The following is a 16,326-nucleotide window of genomic DNA, read 5'->3' as shown; positions in this document are numbered from 1 at the left end:
CCGGTGAATTTCTGGCTGGCATGCCACGAGGGTCAAAAGGCTCTACCTCCAGGATCCCAGGCATGTCATCGTCAGAAGAAGGCAATACCCCGGCCGATTTCCGGGACCATGGCCGTTCCGGTCAGGAGGCCAATCGTGCACAAAAGCAGCCCAGGATTCCGGCCCCCGGCGCACGGACACCGCGTCCGAGTCAGCATCCGAGCGGCGGTGCGGAGCCCGGCCCGCGCCTACTGGTTGATCTACAACGCGGCACAGCGAACGTGGGAAATCGACGACCGGGACAAAATCCAAGGCTCACAACCCGAAACGCACGCAGACGGTCCGGCGCAGGGAGTTCCTGGCACGAAAACACTCCCAGAAACTGTTCCCGAGTCCCCCGCACGGATTTGCTCACTCGTCAACGCACCGGACAGCACACGGAGGTGAACAATCCGCTGCGCCTACGCGGGCTGAGTACCAGGCCGATACTGCCGGCCAATGTGGATGAACCCCCGTGGGATCAAGACCCGGGTAGCGTCAGCTGGAATTTTCTCCTGACCACCGCCTTATATCGTCCGCGCCGAAACGGGCAGCCGGAATGCACCGGCGCAGCTCGCGGGCCAGTACCTTTTCGACAACAAACAGTGGACGGCCCCGCAGGGCAGGGCCCACACGATCGAGCACTGCATCAAGTTGCCCCACCAAGTCCTTGAGCACTTCATTTTCAGGCTGGTCAGGTTCGTTACCGGCCATGCACCCTCACCCCTGTCCTCCCACTCATCCCTCGACCCCCATCAACAAAGCGAACAATCCGGGAGATTGCCTCACTGGGGCACGTCCCTAAGCCAGGCCACGGCTTTGCCAGCCGAGGTAAAGAACCGCGCCGGGCAGGCCAAGGCTTTGCCGGTCAGGAAAAACCTGGCCATCACAGCATCAACCGGAGATGACCCCACAATGGCAATCCGGTCGGCCGGTCCGGGAAGGGTAAGAATCCTCCGCGCCTTGCAGCTCAGCCAAACGGGCGCGGCCAAGGTGACCAGCATGGGATAGCGGCGGGTTCCGCACATTTTCTCCGCCGCTGCCACCGCTGCACGGGCCTCTTCTTCGTCGATGAACTGACCCTGTGCCCACCGCAGATGGAGTATTCCACCCGTCAGTTCGAGCGTCGCCTCAGTAGCCCCGATCGGTACCGTTGCCATGCTCCCCCGCCCCCTGCCCCCGCCATCGCGTCCGACTGGAACCCCGGACCGATGCACACACTAAACGCGAATAACCCAACTTTATGCCTCAGTCACTAAAAATTGACAAAATATTAATCTGCTCACAAATGTCACAGAATGCAGTGGGTATGTGAGAGTGGCGGATCAGATCTTCGCTCTGTGATACAGGTCTTTACGCGTACACAAACTGGGCAAAGTTCGTTGAGATGCAGGATTCCGTGTATCGAATAACCGTGCGCGCTGAGCCCTTCTCGCATTATTTCCCTTCGAAACTCGAAAAGTAACTGAATTACATTCATTTATGGTTGGAATGGAGGTTATGCAAAGCAGGCTTTCCGTTGTAACTTGGGAACGAGGGTGGATTCCGTGTCGGTGCTGGGCTGATACGGGGAAGTTCACCAGGTAAAAGTGGGGGGGGCCATGAGCGACTTGGGCGTGGCTGTTGTCATAGAAGACGACGACGACATGCGGAACCTTTTACAGGCCGTACTCATCCAGGCCGGTTTCGAGGTGCATACCGCCTCAGGCGGCCGTGAGGGCGTGGAAGTTGTCAGGAACACGCAGGCCAACGTCGTGACCCTGGATGTTGGCCTTCCGGACATAGACGGCTTCGAAGTTCTTCGGCGGATCCGGCAGTTCAGCAACGCCTACGTCATGATGCTCACCGGCAGAACCGAGGAACCGGACCTGCTGACGGCGTTGCACGCCGGGGCGGACGACTACGTCACAAAGCCTTTCCGCCCCCGGGAAGTACGGGCCAGGATCGGAGCCATGATGCGCCGTCCCCGGCACCAGCCAACCAGACCCGAACCGCCCGTAGAGGTACCGGCACGTTCACACGCAACGCAGAAGCCGGATGAGGCCCTCCTGCAGCACAACGGGCTCTCGCTGAACTCCAGGAGCCGCACCGCTGCACTCGCAGGAGAAGCCCTGGAACTCACGCGAAGCGAGTTCGACCTCCTTCAAGACCTTCTCCGTGCCGCCGGAGCGGTGCGCTCCAGGACAGAGCTGGTGCGCGTGGTCCGGGGCGATTTCTACAGCACGGACACCTACATCAGCGATTCCGACCAGCGGGCCGTTGAAGTGCACATCGGGAATCTGCGCCGAAAGCTCCGCGAAGACCCGGAATCGCCGCGGTGGCTGCAAACCGTCCGCGGCGTCGGCTACCGGCTGGCGCCGGACCGGGCAGAACGCGCGGACGGGCTGTCATGAAGCGCTGAACGGCGCCGGCGCTTGGCTTTGTTCTGCCCTCGCCAGGTACTTGTGCTGGATTTCGTGGACGGTGGCGGTTCCGTAGTCATCGACGCGGGGAAGGAGCGACACGCATCGCTCCAGGTCCCCTTCCTGTATGAGGGCGTGCAGCGTCTGTGCGAGATGTGCCAGCCGCAGCCCCCCGATCATGGCCGCCGATATCCGGAGGCTGATGACCGCGTCCAGCGCCGCTGACCGTTCACCTCTCTCCAGGCCCGCCGCGAGGGCATCCCGGCGCCGTCGCCAGATCCGGATGTAATCCTGCGCGAAATTCCATGCAATGTCCGGGCTGCCCAGATCTTCTTCCAGCTCGGCAAGAACCGCCAGGTCCAGCCAGGGAAGGTCCTCCGCCCCGCGCAGCAGCATCGCCGGCTGCTGCCCGACGGGCGACCCTGTACCGGCTCGGGTCACTCCTGGGGCGCCGGCATCGGCCGCTGGACTGGACATGTGCTAAGGCTACGGGCCCGGATACCTAAATTGGCCGCGACAGGTAGATCCTGCGGAAACCCTGTGGCTTCCTTGAGAGGAAGGGAAACGGCTTGTCACGGCCGCGGCGCCCGGTCAGAATCCGTAATGACGGCGGACCGCCCGCGGATTCCTGCGCCCGTAGCGCACGTCAACACTATCCGGCGGACAGCGCCGCGATAACCACGATAGTGGTGAGGATCAAAAGCACTCCCAGAAGGGCGTATGCCCGCCATTTCGGCCGCGCACGGTGAGGATTGATGTCAATGTAGGGCATGGTCCGTTACTCCCCGCCGTTCCTGGCGCGGGCCTTGGCCCTCGAAGCGGCGCGTTGGCGCAGAATCAGGCCTGCGCTGATCATGATCCCCAGCGACGCGAAGAGAAAAATCCCAAGGCAGGTGACATAGCGGGTGAAATCCACAATAAAAGATCTTTCTCGTTGGAGGAACCGGGGTTGATACTAGCCGGGAGGCCGGGATCCACACAGTCACGTTCGCGGGCCCGGGGAACGGCTCAGGTAACCCCGTGCCGGGGATATCACTGGAGGTGTCGATGAGGTGGCGGCCCGGGGGTGCCTTTACGGTCATGTCGGACGTGTCCGGTCTTGAGGCGGGTGAACGGGTGAGGGAACATGGCCTCTGTCGACGACGTCGGAGGAGCGGGGGGCCGCTCCTCCGCCTGTGTGCCACCCTTCGGGCCCGGAAGACCATTTGCCCCATTCCTCGGGCTGAACGGTGGGCCTTCCCAGGAAATATCCCTGCCCGGCCGTCATGCCCAGTCCGCTGACGGCAGCAAGTTCGGCAGCAGTTTCGATGCCTTCGGCAACAATGGTCGCCCCGATCCGGCGGGCGAATTCAACCATGGCCGCACCGAGCGCATGCTGGCCGATGTCGTCGTGGATGCCGGCGATGAGGCTGCGGTCGAGCTTGATGATCTCGGGTCGGAGGTGGAGTATGTGGCGCATGGAAGCGAACCCTGAACCGGCATCGTCTACGGCGAGGCGGAGTCCGCGCATCCGCAGGGACTTCAGTTCCCTTGTCAGGCGGCCGTAATCCTCCACTTCAAGATGCTCGGTCAGTTCCAGGACGATCCGGTCCGTGGGAACGGGCGAGAGGGCCAGTAAACTGCGCAGCCTCGGGTCCAGGCACGTGGCCGGGGACAGGTTCAACGCCAGATACATGTTGGCAGGCAGGGTGCGCGCCGCCACGAGCGCGGCTTCCAGCGCCGCGAATTCGAGCTGCGTGCCCATCCCGACGGCCGCGGCCTTATCGAACCAGTAGTCCGCGGCGGCCCCGTCGTCGCTGACGAAACGCGACAAGGCCTCAACGCCGATAACCCTCCCGGACCGCAGATCGTGGATGGGCTGAAATGCCGTCATAATAAGCTGCCCGTCGATGACTTCCCGGATGCGGGCCCTGCTGTGATCGGCCGCGGACTCCGCTGCTGTCCTGGGCGCGAGGAGCCGGCTGGTGCCCTGGACTCCGCCCCGTTGTCCGGCCGCCGGAGGTCTGGTCCTGCCCGAGGATTCCATCCAGACGGTGCTCCCGTCCCGGTGGCGGCACCGGACGACCACACCCGCCCAGACGGACGTTTCAGCATCCTTCGAGGACTGCACGGATTCCCGGGCCCGGACAAGATCCTCCGCCTCTATGACCATCCTGCAGTGCCTGCCGATCAGTTCCGAGGCTTCAAAACCGAACAACACTCCGCTCGCGCGACTGGAAAAGGTGAAGTAGCCCAGATCATCGACCGCCCACAGCCACTCCCTGCTCGTGCACAATACAGTGTCGATCAGCTCGGCGGCACCCCGTGCCCGGCTCCTCTCCCGACGGCGAGCCCTGACGAACCTCATGAGACCAATGACGATGGCGGATGCCAGGATCACGATCAGTGATCCCACCAGGAGGTGCAGCCCTGAAAGGGTGGACTGTCCCGGCTGCAGCAGCAGCACGGCAGCCCCGGCGCCCAGGGCCAACACTGCCTGGACCGCGAGCACACCAATAACGACGGCCCGGCCTCCGGTATGGCCGGCCGCTGTGTCATGGAAGCCCAGCTCGGGGGCAAACAACGACAGACGGAATGCGGCATCACCGGGAAGCTGCCCCGGTGGGGCGGCCGCCACAGGGGCGGGACTGCCCGGCCCGGCGCCGTCGGATGCATGTCGCGGAGCCGGACCGGCAGGCGGCTTACCGTGTGACATCGGCGCTCCGGCGGCCAGGGGCACGTTTTCCGGCAGCCGAAGCAGCCATCCCCGGGCCGGACAGGCGCCGGCGGCGCCGGCGGAGGAGGAACGATGTCAGGAGCGCCGCGGCGAGCAGCGCTGCGACGACGATTGCCGGGACGAGCCAGGGAAATGCTCCGTCCGCTGCCGGGGCCACGGCTTCGCCGGGGCCGGCGTCGGGGAATGTGACAGAGGCCGATGCCTCCCGTTCCAGCAGACCGCTTTTCAGCGTGATCCTGGCTGTCCATGGCCCGTTGGGCAGTTCCTGGGGGAGCGTGAAGATAACATTCCGGGATGTTCCCGGGGCGATAGTCGTAGCGTTCTGGATGCCGAAGGGTCCGGCGGATAGCCCTCCGGGCCCCGCCGTCAGCCGCAAGTCGCCGGTGACGTCCAGCGCCCGTCCGCCTGTATTGGTCACCAGCGCGCTGAGTTGCGGGTTCCCCTGCTGGTCCCGCGAGGGGCTCAAAGAGGTGATGCTGAAGTCAGCCGGTCTGCCGTTGCCCGGCCCGACGGAGAGGTAGATGCGGATCCCGACGCGGTTGGCCTGCACGACGCCGGCTTTGTCGGCTGCGCTGCGCACTTCCGCCCATACGGCGCCGTACTGTTCGCTTTCCGGGGCGTCGGAAGGGACCTTGATGGTCACAGGAACCTCCGCCGTGCCTCCGGCGGGCAGGTCGATTTGCGGCCGGCCCACAACAGTCCAGGTAGTGAGGTCGTTGTGTGCTCCGGCGTCCTCCCCGATGAAAGACCCACCGTCAATGTGCGCGGCACCGGCATAGAGGCGGATCGTCTGCGCGGCGCCGGTGTTGTTCTCGACTTGGACGCGACGATTAATCTCGCTGCCCGGTGCAAGGCGGTCAATGATGTAGGTCCGTGCACGGGGATCGTCCTTGGTGCTCGCCGGGATATCCAACAGCCGGATGCCGATGCCACCAGGCGCCGGTTCCGCTGCCACGGCGGAAACCGAAGCTGAAATGGAAAGCAGGATCATCACGAACAGTGTCGACAGGAAACGCAAAACGGGAACCTCGGTTTATTCGGCGGAAGTGGAGCGGGTCGGGGATCCGTTCAGGGTGCCGCCGGAGCGTCGTTCCGGCGGCACCCTGAACCGTGGCGCGTGCCTGAAGGCTTTAGAGGACCGAGTGGGTCAGCGTTGCCGTGTAGACGTCGGCCAGGGCATCTGCCGGGGCGGTGACGCTCAGGTTCGCATCCCAGGTCGCGGTGTTGTTCCCTGTCACGGCCGTGGCAGCCTGCACGGTCTTAGGGGTGGACAGGTCCGACTGGGTGGTCCCGTCCACGGTGACAGTTCCGGTCGGAACAGCCACTGCCGGAGTGTAAACAGCCGCGGTCGCCGGGATGACGTTGCTCGGGGTGGCTCCCACGAAATCGGACAGAACAACCTGGGCGGCCCACCCGGCCTCGCCGGCGCGGGTGTCGATGACCTCCACACCGGTCAGCGTCGCGGACGCGCTACTCCCGGGCGTGATCGTGGCGAGGTCCGCGCCGACCGGAGCTGAGATGGAAAGGGAACCGACCGGAACCTCGACGGTCGCTGTCGTGTCGGCCGCCGAAGCAGGCAGAGCCAAGGAACCGATCAGCGCCGCGGAAGCTACGGCAACAAGTGATACACGGGAAAAACTACGCATGGGTTTGAGACCTTCGATGGAAGTGGAGTGAGGACGAAAAACCCGGAAGATCAAGCACCGCCAACATATGCCAGCTCGCGGAAACACCGCATTAGCAGCCAAACCCCCCGGTACTTCGAAGCTAACAGGAACCATGCGGAGTTTCTCCAAAGTGTGGAGAAACTGGGAACCTCTTCAGCCACATGCGCCGCAAGTGGGTAAAACCTGCGCTTACGCCGGGGGCTTATGCACCGGCAGATCTTCCGACGTTCGTCGGACTCAGTCAGGAGCGGACTACACCCGCAGTTGTTAGGAATCCAGCCCTATGGCCGTCAGTTCCTGACCCAGAACCAGTTCTAGTGTGGAGATTTGCATGTCATCCAGATGTTCTTTCATCGCTGCGATCATTGCCGGGAAATCCGGCCGTGACCTGAACTCCTCGATCGCTTCCCGGCTCTCCCACACCGCGTAGCTGAGATAGCTCCGGGGCTGATTGAGATCGCGAAGTAGCCGTGGACGCTGAAGAAGGCCACGAATTGGAGGATCCACATCCTTTACCCCCGATTCCGCAAACGCCCGTGCGAATGCCTCCTCATGACCCGCCTTAACCGACCAGCGGCCGGAGGTATAGAAGATCCCTGCGACAACACTGTGGCCCGGAGTCGGCATATCGGAATTTAGGGGCAGGTCATCGCTCGTCGGTGGTGGCACAGTCATCAACAGTTCCTTTTACTCGTCAAAGGGATAGCGGCAGTGAACGAAACCGGGAACCAATTGGGCTCGCAGGGAACTCCTAGGACTCGCTTGGTCCTAGATACTCCGCCTCATCGTTCGTAGGCAGCGTGGATTCCTTGAGCTCCACAAAGAAGGTATGCGTGTCTGTTTCCCCGATGTTTTCTCCGGAATGGTGCTGGGCAGGCAACCACCGGGCGACTGCGGCGGGTAGCTCCACATCCATGGACTTTCCCTCGGAAGAAATACCGCGACGGAAAGCAGTGACTGTAACCATCACGCTGTCGGGGTGACTATGCTCTGTGGTCTTATGCCCGGGTGAGTCGGTGTACTCAAGCACGCGGACGCGTTCGTTTTCAAAAGCCACCCGGTAATTCATCGGGTTCGTCTCAACAGGATCCTCCGCCATGGACGGAATATACGCCTACACAGGCTGCATGACCAGAGGATTTTCCCGCTGACATTTCAATGTCCATGCTCGTCTGCACTACCCCGGAATTCCGCGGGCGCCTGTGCAGTCGAATTCCTGCACGGAACGACAGAAGTCGAGCCATCATCAACGACTCACTTGTCCGTTTACCCGTCGATGGTGGAGGACCCAGGACTTTAGCCATCACAAACTTTCCTTTTTATGGTGGGCGCTGGCTTGGGACATTTTGCGCGACGCGTAGTACCTGCCGGCCCGGCAGTTCCCCTCTTCTCCGGCGGTCGCGTCAGGGCCATTATTGGAAATAAAGATCGGAGTTTGCCATGATCCGGGCCCTGCTGTGCAAGCTGAACATTCGCCACGAATGGCACGTCGAGCACACCGAAGACGGCAGCCTCTACAAGCGCTGTCTGCGCTGCGGGAAGGATGATGACCGCGGCGGCGGCGGAACGGGCGCACCAGGAGCGTGGGCCGGGCCGGCAGGAATGGGTTAGCAACCCACCAATGGACAACATCAGCTGAGGATCGTATAGCCCAGTCCCACTCCCCGACGGCCCAGCACGGCCATCACCCGCAGCAAGCCCGGTCACAGCGGCCATCAGCGGCATGATCGATCTGTCGGGCGAATACCCCTGCCACACCTGGCGGATGAACTTCTCAGCCGGGTGGCCACCCCACATTACGGCGCCGAGGTTCAGATGCGAATCCTAGGGATGCCCAGGAAGAGTTTACTCTCGCCTCCGGACACAGCAAGAGACTGGCCGGCCATTAACGGCTGACCAGTCTCTTGGGGACTGCTAGAGCGGCTGAATGTTCTCAGCCTGGGGGCCCTTGGGGCCTTGGGTGATGTCGAATTGAACCTTCTGGTTCTCGTCCAGGGACCTGTAACCGCTGGATGCGATTGCCGAATAGTGTGCGAACACGTCAGCGCTTCCGTCGTCGGGGGCAATGAAACCAAAGCCCTTTTCGGAGTTGAACCACTTGACAGTACCTGTTGCCATGCTTGATGTCCTTCACGGGTCGCTGGGCGGTTCCGCTTTTCGGAATACCGTCCCCGCCACTCACATGGACGAGCCTATGGGCGATCGTTTGCAGGGGCAACAGTTGTCTTCAAAAGCGGAAGCCGCCGAGGCGCCGTGGCATCAACTGGGCCTGAGTGCCGAAAGGTGAACCGGCCGATGCGAGGTCACTGCTACAGACGTCGGAATTCCCCTGCCCGGAGCTGAACATGGATCGGCAGCGCCATCTGAATATGAGTATTGCCGATCGGCGCATCGAGCAGCTCGTTGATCGAGGTCTGCCCTTCCAGTTCGCCAGCTTGGTTGCTGTCCATGAATCGACAATATGTGCGTCTTAGATGACGTAAGTATTAGGACACGCGTATCAGGACGCAGCCGGTCTTTCATCCCGAAGCGTGGGCGTGAGGGCGGATCTCCAGAGTTCTCACAAACAAAGGATTTCAAGAACAGGTGGATTTGAGAATCGTGGTGTTCGCAGCGAGCTGTTGGAAACGGGGATCTTTGTGACTCGCAGCGATAAGTGGCGGCGTTTTCATGGCGCTAATTGTCACTCTCGGTGCCCCGTATGCCGACGGGACTGAGTGATTTTGTTCGAGGTAGCAGTAAAAGTCATGCAAACGCAAGTGGTGCTCGGGTTCCTGAAGATCCAATCAGAAGTTTCGGGAACATAATTAGAAGTGGGCTGGGCGACACATTCTCGGAGAGGAGTGGTCATGATCCGGGCCCTGCTGTGCAGGCTCAATATCGGCCACCACTGGCTGGCGGAAAGGACGCCCGACGGCGGGTTCCGCCGGCGTTGCACTAAGTGCGGCAAGTACGACCGCCACAGCGCCAAGTGGTCGGGGCACCTCGAGGCTGGAGACCGCCCGGGCAATCCATGGGGTCCGGTTCCGTGATGAACAAGCGCGCTGCAACGCTAGCCGTGGCTCTTGTGCTTTCCGGCTGCACGTTCGGCACCCCTGACGAAACAGCCACCACACCGGTTGCGAAGCTCGCCCCGGCGTTGGAAGCTTTTGCCGTCGACGCTTCCGCGCATGGTGCGACTGCTGTGGTTTTCCATGTGCGGAATGGAGACCAGGAGGAGCTAAGGGCCACGGGGTGAATGATCTGGAGTCCAACAAGAAGGCGGTCCCTACGGACAAAACGTGGATCATCGGGGCGGGGACGCCGATGGTGGCCGTGTCCGTGATGAAGCTGGTGGAGGTCGGCACCGTGCGTCTGGACGACCCCGTCTCCGCTCATCTGCCCGAGTTCACAGTCATCTTCCCCGGGTGGGAGCGGATCACGGTGCGGGACCTGCTGGGCAGCACGTCGGGCCTGCCCGACTACTTTCCACCCCTGATTGAGTCCGCAAGCCTGGACGAGCTCCAAACGCGCCACTTGACCTTCGAGGAACGGCTCCGGATTGCGGCCGGAGCGGACCTGCCGCCAGGGCCAGTGTCCTACTCTGCGTGGTCTGCAACGGACTGGGAAGTACTGGGCTGGCTGCTGGAAAGCAAACACAACCGCGGACTCGGAGAGGTTCTCGCCAAGGACGTGTTTGAGCCGGCAGGAATGGGCAACACCCACTTGGCGGCGGTAGGGCAGCCGCCCGAGCCCATGCTGCATGGGTACGTGCTGGAGGACGGGAACAAGCGCGACTTCACCCGTATTGACGCCGTGGCCGGGTCGGCTGATTCCGGGGTCATTTCAACTGTTGAAGACCTCAGCAGATTCGTGGCGGCGCTCACCACGGGTCGGCTCATCCGCGAGGAAACGTGGAAGAGCATGATTGAGGCCGAGCCGTTCTCTTTGGGTGGCATCCGTCCAAGCGACGACATCTGCCCGGGCACACGCCACGTCTTCGTGTCCGGGGGCGGAGGGCCGTACAGTGTCCAATCCGTGTCCTCCTTAGACGGCCACCGGCAGGTGACGGTGGTTACGGTACTTCCGCCGCGGGAGCTGAACGTCACAGACGCGCCTGCGCTGGTCCCCGAGATGGAGGACGCTGTCCTGCAGACAGTCAGGAGCATGTGCTAGCTAGAACACCATAATCCGCCGGGGCATTCATGTACCTGCGGGACGGCCGGCCTCACCCTCCTGCCGTCGGCCCTATCCAGGCACTGTAGTTGCCTCCTGTTCCTCCGCCGCCGCTATCGTCATCCTTGCCGCATCGACGACAGCGTTTATACACGCCGCCGTCTTCGGCATGTTCGAGATGCCAATCGTGCCGAATGTTCAGCTTGCACAACAGGGCCTGGATCATGGCAGCCTCCGATTCAAATCGCAGGGCTCTGTATCTTTAACAATGGCCTTCGCCCCCTCGCTGGGGAAGCAGCCCGACGCGCTCCTGAGCGAGTGACATTCACTCTCAGTATGGGCGCCTACCGTCAGCTGGAAAGGTCGGGAGGGGAACACTTCACGAACGACCGTTCGTGAGACGGTTTGGCGCCAATGAAGGGATGTGACTTTTAGCGGTAAGTGGCGGTGTTTTCACAGCGCTATTTGGCGCATAGCGCATGCCGCAAGGAGATCCGCTAGCTAGCGGACCCCGGCGGGTATGCTATTCAGTGTTGTTCCTCCCCCGATACGCTCGTCAGTATGGGGAGCGAATCCATCCGAGCCGCGTATGGGGTGCGTGCCGCCGAGTACACGCGCATTCTTGGTTCCCTTGAGGACATGCACGAGAAAGATCGGCAGCGCATCGGACGTTGGGCACCGAGTATTGACGGCCAACTGATTGATGCCGGGTGTGGACCCGGTCATTGGACCGACTTCCTGTATCAACGCGGTGCGTCTGTGCAAGGAATCGGTCTTGTTCCCGAATTCATTTGAGAGCGCCCGCGTACGCTTTCCTGGAGTGCCTTTTCGCGTTGCATCGTTCCGTAATTTAGACGTACCAGATGGATCACGGCATGGTGTGCTGGCCTGGTACTCCCTCATACACGTGCCACCGGACGAGTTGTCCTTGGTGCTCAGGGAGATCTCTCGCGCCCTCACCCAGGGCGGGCAATTACTCGTCGGATTCTTCGATGGGTCTCCGGGCGATTCTTTCCCGCACGCTGTTACAACGGCGTACTACTGGTCCCCCGAGCAGATGGGGGACCTGCTGAGCGAAGCGGGTTTCGAGGTTGCTCGACATGGAGACACGCCAGGACCCGGGCAAGCGGGCTCATGCAGCCATAACTGCCGCCGTCCGGTAAAGGATCCCTTGTCTGGATTCACCGGTCGTTTTGTAGATGTGTGTGAATCGCCGCGATAAGTGGCGGCAATTTCATGGCGCTATATGTCGCCTCCGGTGCCTGGAACCCGCACATTCACCAGACCTTCGCTAGCTGAAGTGAGGTTCGAAGGGGAAGCGGCCCTTAACATGCCGGCCCCGCTCGAACCCGCCAACAAGTCCGCAGTTATATGTCCAACAGTTGTCACGCCTCGATACCAGCTTCGCGGCGAAGATAAATCCACTCCTCCCTAGGGAGGAGCTCTCGAGGAGCCGGCGGCAATGCCCCAACCACCTTGAAGCTGACGTTCGTGGGGGGCGTGAAGTCGGCGATGACGTAGGTTTCTACCTCAGCGACAATCTGAACTTCGTCATCGGTGGGCTCGTGTTCGTAGATGAATCTGGCTTCGATCAATGGTTCGGCAAGCAGAATCGCGACGCCACGCAAGGGCGGCGTAACCATGTCCCAGAGTGCTCGTTGGAAGGAGAGCAGGACTTGGATGCGAAAGTCAAGACTGCCGGGCATTATGAGGGTCTTCCAAGGACGACGTGAGCCCTGCTGTCCACGGTAGTGCAAGAGTGCTCCGAAATGGCCATAGCGTCACCGTACATGTTGCACGCAAAAGGAATCGGCCTCGTCCCGGGCCGGCCCGTGTCTTGGAAAGATGTCTCACCGTGGATCGTCTCAGCGGGGTGCTGGCCCGGGGTTTCTGAGGCACAATGGCCGGGTGAGACATCTTGGGTATACGTGTCATTTTCAGAAGTCGTCTGCACTGAATATCAGAAGTCCCCTGCACTAAGCCGTTGCGCGGCGGAGTATCCAGCGTTCACAAGTCATCTGGACTACCCCGAAATCACGGGAAGGCCAGTGCATGCGACTTCGGAAACTGACAGCACGCAACGAAGCAGTCGGGTTGGTTCCGAGGCGGGGTCGGCGCCCCGCAGGCGGGGATCGCCTATCGCATCAGCTGGTCACCTGTCGGACCTTGAACACGATCGAGTCGAAGACGGTGCGTGCTTCTCTGGTCAGCTCCGGATTGATCGATTCGTGGAATTGGACCACCCAGAACATGGCGCGCTGGCCGTTCAGGTTGACCACCCGGTAGGTTTCCCGCTCAGCGGCGGTCGAGTACCAGCGGGTGCATAGGTTCGAGTATTCGGAGTGAACGCAAAACTGACCGTTGTCGCAGGCTTTGATGTCCACGTCGCCCTCGACGGAGTGGTCGAACTCGACACCGGAGTAATCGCCCACCACGACCTCGACGGGAGGGGTGCTGGACGTTGACGTCTGGGCCGTCATCGCGTCGACGAAGGCCCTAGCCGACCGATTGACCTCGACGAGCGAGCCCTGCCACGCGCATGCGTCCGTCGGCACATGGTCGGAGGGCCACCAACCCACGAAAACCGCCATATCATCCGGGTGATCCGGGTCGTCCTTTCCCAGACCATCGCCGTCGGCCGACCAGCCGTCTGGGACGGTGATCTCGAAATTCTCCGCGAAGCTGGTGACGAGGTATGTACCAGCATCGATGTCGCCGCTGTCCGGCAGCGGTGGGACTGTGCGAGCCTCCGTGGTCGATGCGGGGGGCGACGTCTCGGTAGTCGATGCGGGGGGCGACGTCTCGGTAGTCGATGCGGGGGGCGGCGTCTCGGTAGTCGATGCGGGGGGCGGTGCCTCGGTGGCGGTGCAAGCCGAGAGGCCGACGGGCCCGAGTAGTCCGACGGACAAGATCGATGCCAAGGCTATAGCGCGGCGTAGCAGCGAGGACATGGAGGCCTCCAAGGGCGAGCTTTGTGATGGGCACGTTACCCCCACGTGTCAGCGACTACAAGGGGTAGGTACTAAGGCCCGCAAAGACCCAAAATGAAACTCGCACTAGCGTTGGTTGGGGAGTTTCTAGTGGGTGCCGCAACTTCTGGCCTCATCACCGGCCTGATCGGTGGGGAATCAGTTGGAGTTGCGCTTATCGGTGCCCTCGTTGGTGGGGTCCTCAGCGTCTTTGGGTTCTTCGGCATTCGGGCGGCAATCGCATCCCGTAGAAGGGCAGATCAGGCAAAAGAAGCGTGGCTTAAAAACAGGGCTACGTCTGACTCGCCGAACCGGTACGAGCAAGAACAGGAAGACTAACGAATCTGTTCCGAGTGAAGTGTTCTTGAAAACGAAGGATTCCGAGAAAGCATCGAATCGAGAATCCCGCGATCGATCGCTCATCGAAGTGGCGCAACGTCCTGCCGCGGAAAATTGGCTCGACGAAGAAAAAGCGGCAGCCCTCGCCCCGGTTCTCATAAATAATTCTCGTATCGGTACAGTCGAACTAAGGCCCCGAACCGAGTATTGAGAAGAGAACATCCCCAAGACCACGCACCGCATCGGCTACGCTCGGATTTCCACCCGGGACCAGAACCTGGACCTGCAGCGCGACGCCCTACAGAAGGCCGGATGCGACAAGATCTACAAAGACGCAATCAGCGGCACCAAGTCCCAACGCCCCGGCCTCGACCAGGCGCTGGACAACCCACGCGAAGGACTGAACGACCGCGGCGTAGGATTCGTCAGCCTCACCGATGCGATCGACACCACCACGGTCTCTGGACGCTTCTCTTTCAACGTCATTGCTTCCCTAGCCCAGATGGAACGGGAACTCATGGTCGAACGTACGCCGGCCGGACTGCAGGCCGCACCAGAACAAGGACAGGTCGGCGGCCGCAAACGCATCATGACGGCCAGTTGGCGGCACCGAACGTCTGGTCAACCTAGTCCGTCATGCCGCCCCGCTCCCCCGCCTCCATGAACCACCAGAAGCAACTTCGCTGTCATTCTGATCCCCATCATCGCTGGGCGGGTCCTCCGCGCAACCAGGGCGCTCCGCGCCGGGCTCGACACAAAGTTTCGTTCGGCGCTCCGCTTATTTCCTCGCGAAACTCTGAACCGCTCCCGGTTCCCCAAGTTGCACTCCAGACCCTCAAACCCAGCAGTGACTCCGTTAGCAGAACGACGCACAAATCTGACAGACACACCCGGTGCCCGCCAGCCGCTGAAGGAGAAGGAACATGGAACCGCTCACCATCAAAACCCCAGCCGACGTCCTCAGTTTCGTCGGGCACACCCTCGGGTTCTGGCCGCAGGAAAGCCTCGTGTGCATCACCCTCGACGCCAACCGCGTCGGGGCAACCCTCAGAGTCGACCTCCCCAACCGCGAGGGCGGATTCAGCTACGCCCGCACCGTGGCCGACTACCTCGCCCACGACGCCAGCGCCGCCAGCGTGCTCTTCGCCGTCTACACCTCCGAGCCCCAGAAACCCGGGCAGCCCAAACCGCACGCCGCAACCATCGCAGCACTGACGTGCGCACTGGCCGAACGCGGCATGACCATCCGCGACGGGCTCCTCGTCGGAGACAACACCGTCTCCCCCTACGACGGCGACCCCCAGAACGGACAGTCACTGCCGCTGAAGGCGACCGAGTCCAGCCAGATCAACGCCGAATTCGTCTACCGCGGCAGCACCATCGCACCGACCAACCACATCACCCTGCCAGCCTCAACAAAAGAAAACCGCACGGGGGACGCCGTCAACGACCGCGTGAAAACAATCCACACGATGAACCCAGGCGAGGCACTCGAGCAAGCCCGGACACTCTGGGACGGCATGCTGGACGCGATCTCCTACCCGAACGACGACGAGACCATCAGCCTGATTGCCAACTTCCAGGCCCCGGCGATTAGAGACCAGCTCATGGCCGATATCCCGGGAATCGACGAACCGATGGACCGGGTACTCCTGGCCCAAACACACAGCGGACCCCAGTGGTCACGGGTCGAATGGGCACAACAGCTGCTGCTCCACGCCTACACCCACAGCAGCACCAAACACTCCGCCCCCATCCTCACCGCCATCGCCTTCGTCAACTGGTGGGAAGGCCGCGGCAGCAAAGCCCACCAATTCCTGCAACTCGCCCTCGAAGCAGACCCCGCCTACCACCTTGCCAGGCTCAGCGACCTCATGATCGGCTCCGGAATGGTGGCCGGCTGGAACATGGACAAAGACCGGGCCTTCCGGCCCCGGGGCCTCGAAGCCTCCTAGCCACGCAGTTCCAGGGATATGGGCGACGACGGCGGGACGTTCCGGAGCCAGTCCTCCACCGCCCCGTCCCACCCGTCCGGATCGGAATTCCACTCCTGCGTGTGC

Annotated in this window: 19 protein-coding genes; 7 read left to right on the top strand and 12 right to left on the bottom strand. The window is 61.9% G+C overall.

What is annotated here, in order from left to right:
• Nucleotides 1-516: 516 nt before the first annotated feature.
• Both ASF98_RS13055 and ASF98_RS13050 read right to left on the bottom strand, forming a co-directional pair.
• Nucleotides 517-732, bottom strand: coding sequence for a hypothetical protein (locus tag ASF98_RS13055; protein WP_055802339.1), 216 nt, complete (start codon nt 730-732; stop codon nt 517-519).
• A 71-nt stretch (nt 733-803) separates the two neighbouring features.
• On the bottom strand, nt 804-1,178 hold the full coding sequence (locus ASF98_RS13050; RefSeq protein ID WP_055802337.1) for a DUF7793 family protein: 375 nt from the start codon (nt 1,176-1,178) through the stop codon (nt 804-806).
• Nucleotides 1,179-1,619: 441 nt separating this feature from the next.
• Between ASF98_RS13050 and ASF98_RS13045 the strand changes: the two genes are divergently transcribed.
• The gene (locus ASF98_RS13045; protein WP_055802335.1) at nt 1,620-2,411 is read left to right on the top strand and encodes a response regulator transcription factor; all 792 of its coding nucleotides are present in this window, start codon (nt 1,620-1,622) and stop codon (nt 2,409-2,411) included.
• Here the strand turns inward: ASF98_RS13045 and ASF98_RS13040 are convergent.
• From ASF98_RS13040 to ASF98_RS24160, 8 genes are all read right to left on the bottom strand, one after another.
• Nucleotides 2,406-2,897 (bottom strand): Hpt domain-containing protein, encoded by a 492-nt coding sequence (locus tag ASF98_RS13040; RefSeq protein ID WP_156372381.1) that lies wholly within the window; start codon nt 2,895-2,897, stop codon nt 2,406-2,408. The two genes, ASF98_RS13045 and ASF98_RS13040, sit on opposite strands and share 6 nt — an antisense overlap.
• A gap of 601 nt (nt 2,898-3,498) precedes the next feature.
• Nucleotides 3,499-5,037, bottom strand: coding sequence for a sensor domain-containing phosphodiesterase (locus ASF98_RS24820; RefSeq protein WP_235505857.1), 1,539 nt, complete (start codon nt 5,035-5,037; stop codon nt 3,499-3,501).
• Between the two features lie 64 nt (nt 5,038-5,101).
• Nucleotides 5,102-6,127, bottom strand: coding sequence for a DUF916 domain-containing protein (locus tag ASF98_RS13030; RefSeq protein ID WP_235505853.1), 1,026 nt, complete (start codon nt 6,125-6,127; stop codon nt 5,102-5,104).
• A gap of 139 nt (nt 6,128-6,266) precedes the next feature.
• A complete protein-coding gene (locus ASF98_RS13025; RefSeq protein ID WP_055802327.1) occupies nt 6,267-6,782 on the bottom strand; it encodes a hypothetical protein in 516 nt (171 codons plus the stop codon).
• A 288-nt stretch (nt 6,783-7,070) separates the two neighbouring features.
• Nucleotides 7,071-7,478: an antibiotic biosynthesis monooxygenase family protein gene (locus ASF98_RS13020; protein WP_055802325.1), complete on the bottom strand. Its 408-nt coding sequence runs from the start codon at nt 7,476-7,478 to the stop codon at nt 7,071-7,073.
• 76 nt (nt 7,479-7,554) lie between these two features.
• Nucleotides 7,555-7,902, bottom strand: a complete 348-nt coding sequence (locus tag ASF98_RS13015) for a hypothetical protein (protein WP_055802323.1) — start codon at nt 7,900-7,902, stop codon at nt 7,555-7,557.
• 815 nt (nt 7,903-8,717) lie between these two features.
• Nucleotides 8,718-8,921, bottom strand: a complete 204-nt coding sequence (locus ASF98_RS13010; protein WP_055802320.1) for a cold-shock protein — start codon at nt 8,919-8,921, stop codon at nt 8,718-8,720.
• 191 nt (nt 8,922-9,112) lie between these two features.
• Nucleotides 9,113-9,253: a hypothetical protein gene (locus ASF98_RS24160; RefSeq protein ID WP_156372379.1), complete on the bottom strand. Its 141-nt coding sequence runs from the start codon at nt 9,251-9,253 to the stop codon at nt 9,113-9,115.
• A 399-nt stretch (nt 9,254-9,652) separates the two neighbouring features.
• On the opposite strand from ASF98_RS24160, the gene ASF98_RS24815 reads away from it, so the two are divergent.
• From ASF98_RS24815 to ASF98_RS23720, 3 genes are all read left to right on the top strand, one after another.
• Entirely contained in the window at nt 9,653-9,835 is a 183-nt protein-coding gene (locus tag ASF98_RS24815) for a hypothetical protein (RefSeq protein WP_082506820.1), read from the top strand.
• 202 nt (nt 9,836-10,037) lie between these two features.
• Nucleotides 10,038-10,958, top strand: coding sequence for a serine hydrolase domain-containing protein (locus ASF98_RS13000; RefSeq protein ID WP_055802317.1), 921 nt, complete (start codon nt 10,038-10,040; stop codon nt 10,956-10,958).
• Nucleotides 10,959-11,661: 703 nt separating this feature from the next.
• The gene (locus ASF98_RS23720; protein ID WP_235505851.1) at nt 11,662-12,180 is read left to right on the top strand and encodes a class I SAM-dependent methyltransferase; all 519 of its coding nucleotides are present in this window, start codon (nt 11,662-11,664) and stop codon (nt 12,178-12,180) included.
• A 163-nt stretch (nt 12,181-12,343) separates the two neighbouring features.
• On the opposite strand, the gene ASF98_RS12995 is transcribed toward ASF98_RS23720, so the two are convergent.
• Both ASF98_RS12995 and ASF98_RS12990 read right to left on the bottom strand, forming a co-directional pair.
• Nucleotides 12,344-12,664 carry a hypothetical protein gene (locus ASF98_RS12995; protein ID WP_055802315.1) on the bottom strand — a complete coding sequence of 107 codons (321 nt, stop codon included), beginning with the start codon at nt 12,662-12,664 and terminating at the stop codon, nt 12,344-12,346.
• 438 nt (nt 12,665-13,102) lie between these two features.
• Nucleotides 13,103-13,909: a hypothetical protein gene (locus ASF98_RS12990; RefSeq protein ID WP_055802313.1), complete on the bottom strand. Its 807-nt coding sequence runs from the start codon at nt 13,907-13,909 to the stop codon at nt 13,103-13,105.
• Nucleotides 13,910-14,002: 93 nt separating this feature from the next.
• On the opposite strand from ASF98_RS12990, the gene ASF98_RS24155 reads away from it, so the two are divergent.
• From ASF98_RS24155 to ASF98_RS12985, 3 genes are all read left to right on the top strand, one after another.
• Nucleotides 14,003-14,266 carry a hypothetical protein gene (locus ASF98_RS24155; protein WP_156372378.1) on the top strand — a complete coding sequence of 88 codons (264 nt, stop codon included), beginning with the start codon at nt 14,003-14,005 and terminating at the stop codon, nt 14,264-14,266.
• Nucleotides 14,267-14,486: 220 nt separating this feature from the next.
• Complete coding sequence (locus tag ASF98_RS23715) at nt 14,487-14,930, top strand: recombinase family protein (protein ID WP_082506818.1); 444 nt, start codon at nt 14,487-14,489, stop codon at nt 14,928-14,930.
• Nucleotides 14,931-15,189: 259 nt separating this feature from the next.
• Nucleotides 15,190-16,221 (top strand): DUF4192 domain-containing protein, encoded by a 1,032-nt coding sequence (locus ASF98_RS12985; protein WP_055802310.1) that lies wholly within the window; start codon nt 15,190-15,192, stop codon nt 16,219-16,221.
• Nucleotides 16,222-16,326 lie beyond the last annotated feature (105 nt).

This window comes from Arthrobacter sp. Leaf337 (genome assembly GCF_001423745.1).
GTDB lineage: Bacteria > Actinomycetota > Actinomycetes > Actinomycetales > Micrococcaceae > Arthrobacter.
The sequence above is the reverse complement of the archived record's forward strand: the minus strand, read 5'-3'. Positions and strand labels throughout refer to the sequence as shown.

Bases quoted from the DNA above. Each gene is read 5' to 3' on its own strand.
- ASF98_RS13055 (WP_055802339.1), bottom strand. From the start codon at position 732: ATGGCCGGTAACGAACCTGACCAGCCTGAAAATGAAGTGCTCAAGGAC.
- ASF98_RS13050 (WP_055802337.1), bottom strand. From the start codon at position 1,178: ATGGCAACGGTACCGATCGGGGCTACTGAGGCGACGCTCGAACTGACG.
- ASF98_RS13045 (WP_055802335.1), top strand. From the start codon at position 1,620: ATGAGCGACTTGGGCGTGGCTGTTGTCATAGAAGACGACGACGACATG.
- ASF98_RS13040 (WP_156372381.1), bottom strand. From the start codon at position 2,897: ATGTCCAGTCCAGCGGCCGATGCCGGCGCCCCAGGAGTGACCCGAGCC.
- ASF98_RS13030 (WP_235505853.1), bottom strand. From the start codon at position 6,127: ATGATCCTGCTTTCCATTTCAGCTTCGGTTTCCGCCGTGGCAGCGGAA.
- ASF98_RS13025 (WP_055802327.1), bottom strand. From the start codon at position 6,782: ATGCGTAGTTTTTCCCGTGTATCACTTGTTGCCGTAGCTTCCGCGGCG.
- ASF98_RS13020 (WP_055802325.1), bottom strand. From the start codon at position 7,478: ATGACTGTGCCACCACCGACGAGCGATGACCTGCCCCTAAATTCCGAT.
- ASF98_RS13015 (WP_055802323.1), bottom strand. From the start codon at position 7,902: ATGGCGGAGGATCCTGTTGAGACGAACCCGATGAATTACCGGGTGGCT.
- ASF98_RS13010 (WP_055802320.1), bottom strand. From the start codon at position 8,921: ATGGCAACAGGTACTGTCAAGTGGTTCAACTCCGAAAAGGGCTTTGGT.
- ASF98_RS24160 (WP_156372379.1), bottom strand. From the start codon at position 9,253: ATGGACAGCAACCAAGCTGGCGAACTGGAAGGGCAGACCTCGATCAAC.
- ASF98_RS24815 (WP_082506820.1), top strand. From the start codon at position 9,653: ATGATCCGGGCCCTGCTGTGCAGGCTCAATATCGGCCACCACTGGCTG.
- ASF98_RS23720 (WP_235505851.1), top strand. From the start codon at position 11,662: ATGCCGGGTGTGGACCCGGTCATTGGACCGACTTCCTGTATCAACGCG.
- ASF98_RS12995 (WP_055802315.1), bottom strand. From the start codon at position 12,664: ATGCCCGGCAGTCTTGACTTTCGCATCCAAGTCCTGCTCTCCTTCCAA.
- ASF98_RS12990 (WP_055802313.1), bottom strand. From the start codon at position 13,909: ATGTCCTCGCTGCTACGCCGCGCTATAGCCTTGGCATCGATCTTGTCC.
- ASF98_RS24155 (WP_156372378.1), top strand. From the start codon at position 14,003: ATGAAACTCGCACTAGCGTTGGTTGGGGAGTTTCTAGTGGGTGCCGCA.
- ASF98_RS12985 (WP_055802310.1), top strand. From the start codon at position 15,190: ATGGAACCGCTCACCATCAAAACCCCAGCCGACGTCCTCAGTTTCGTC.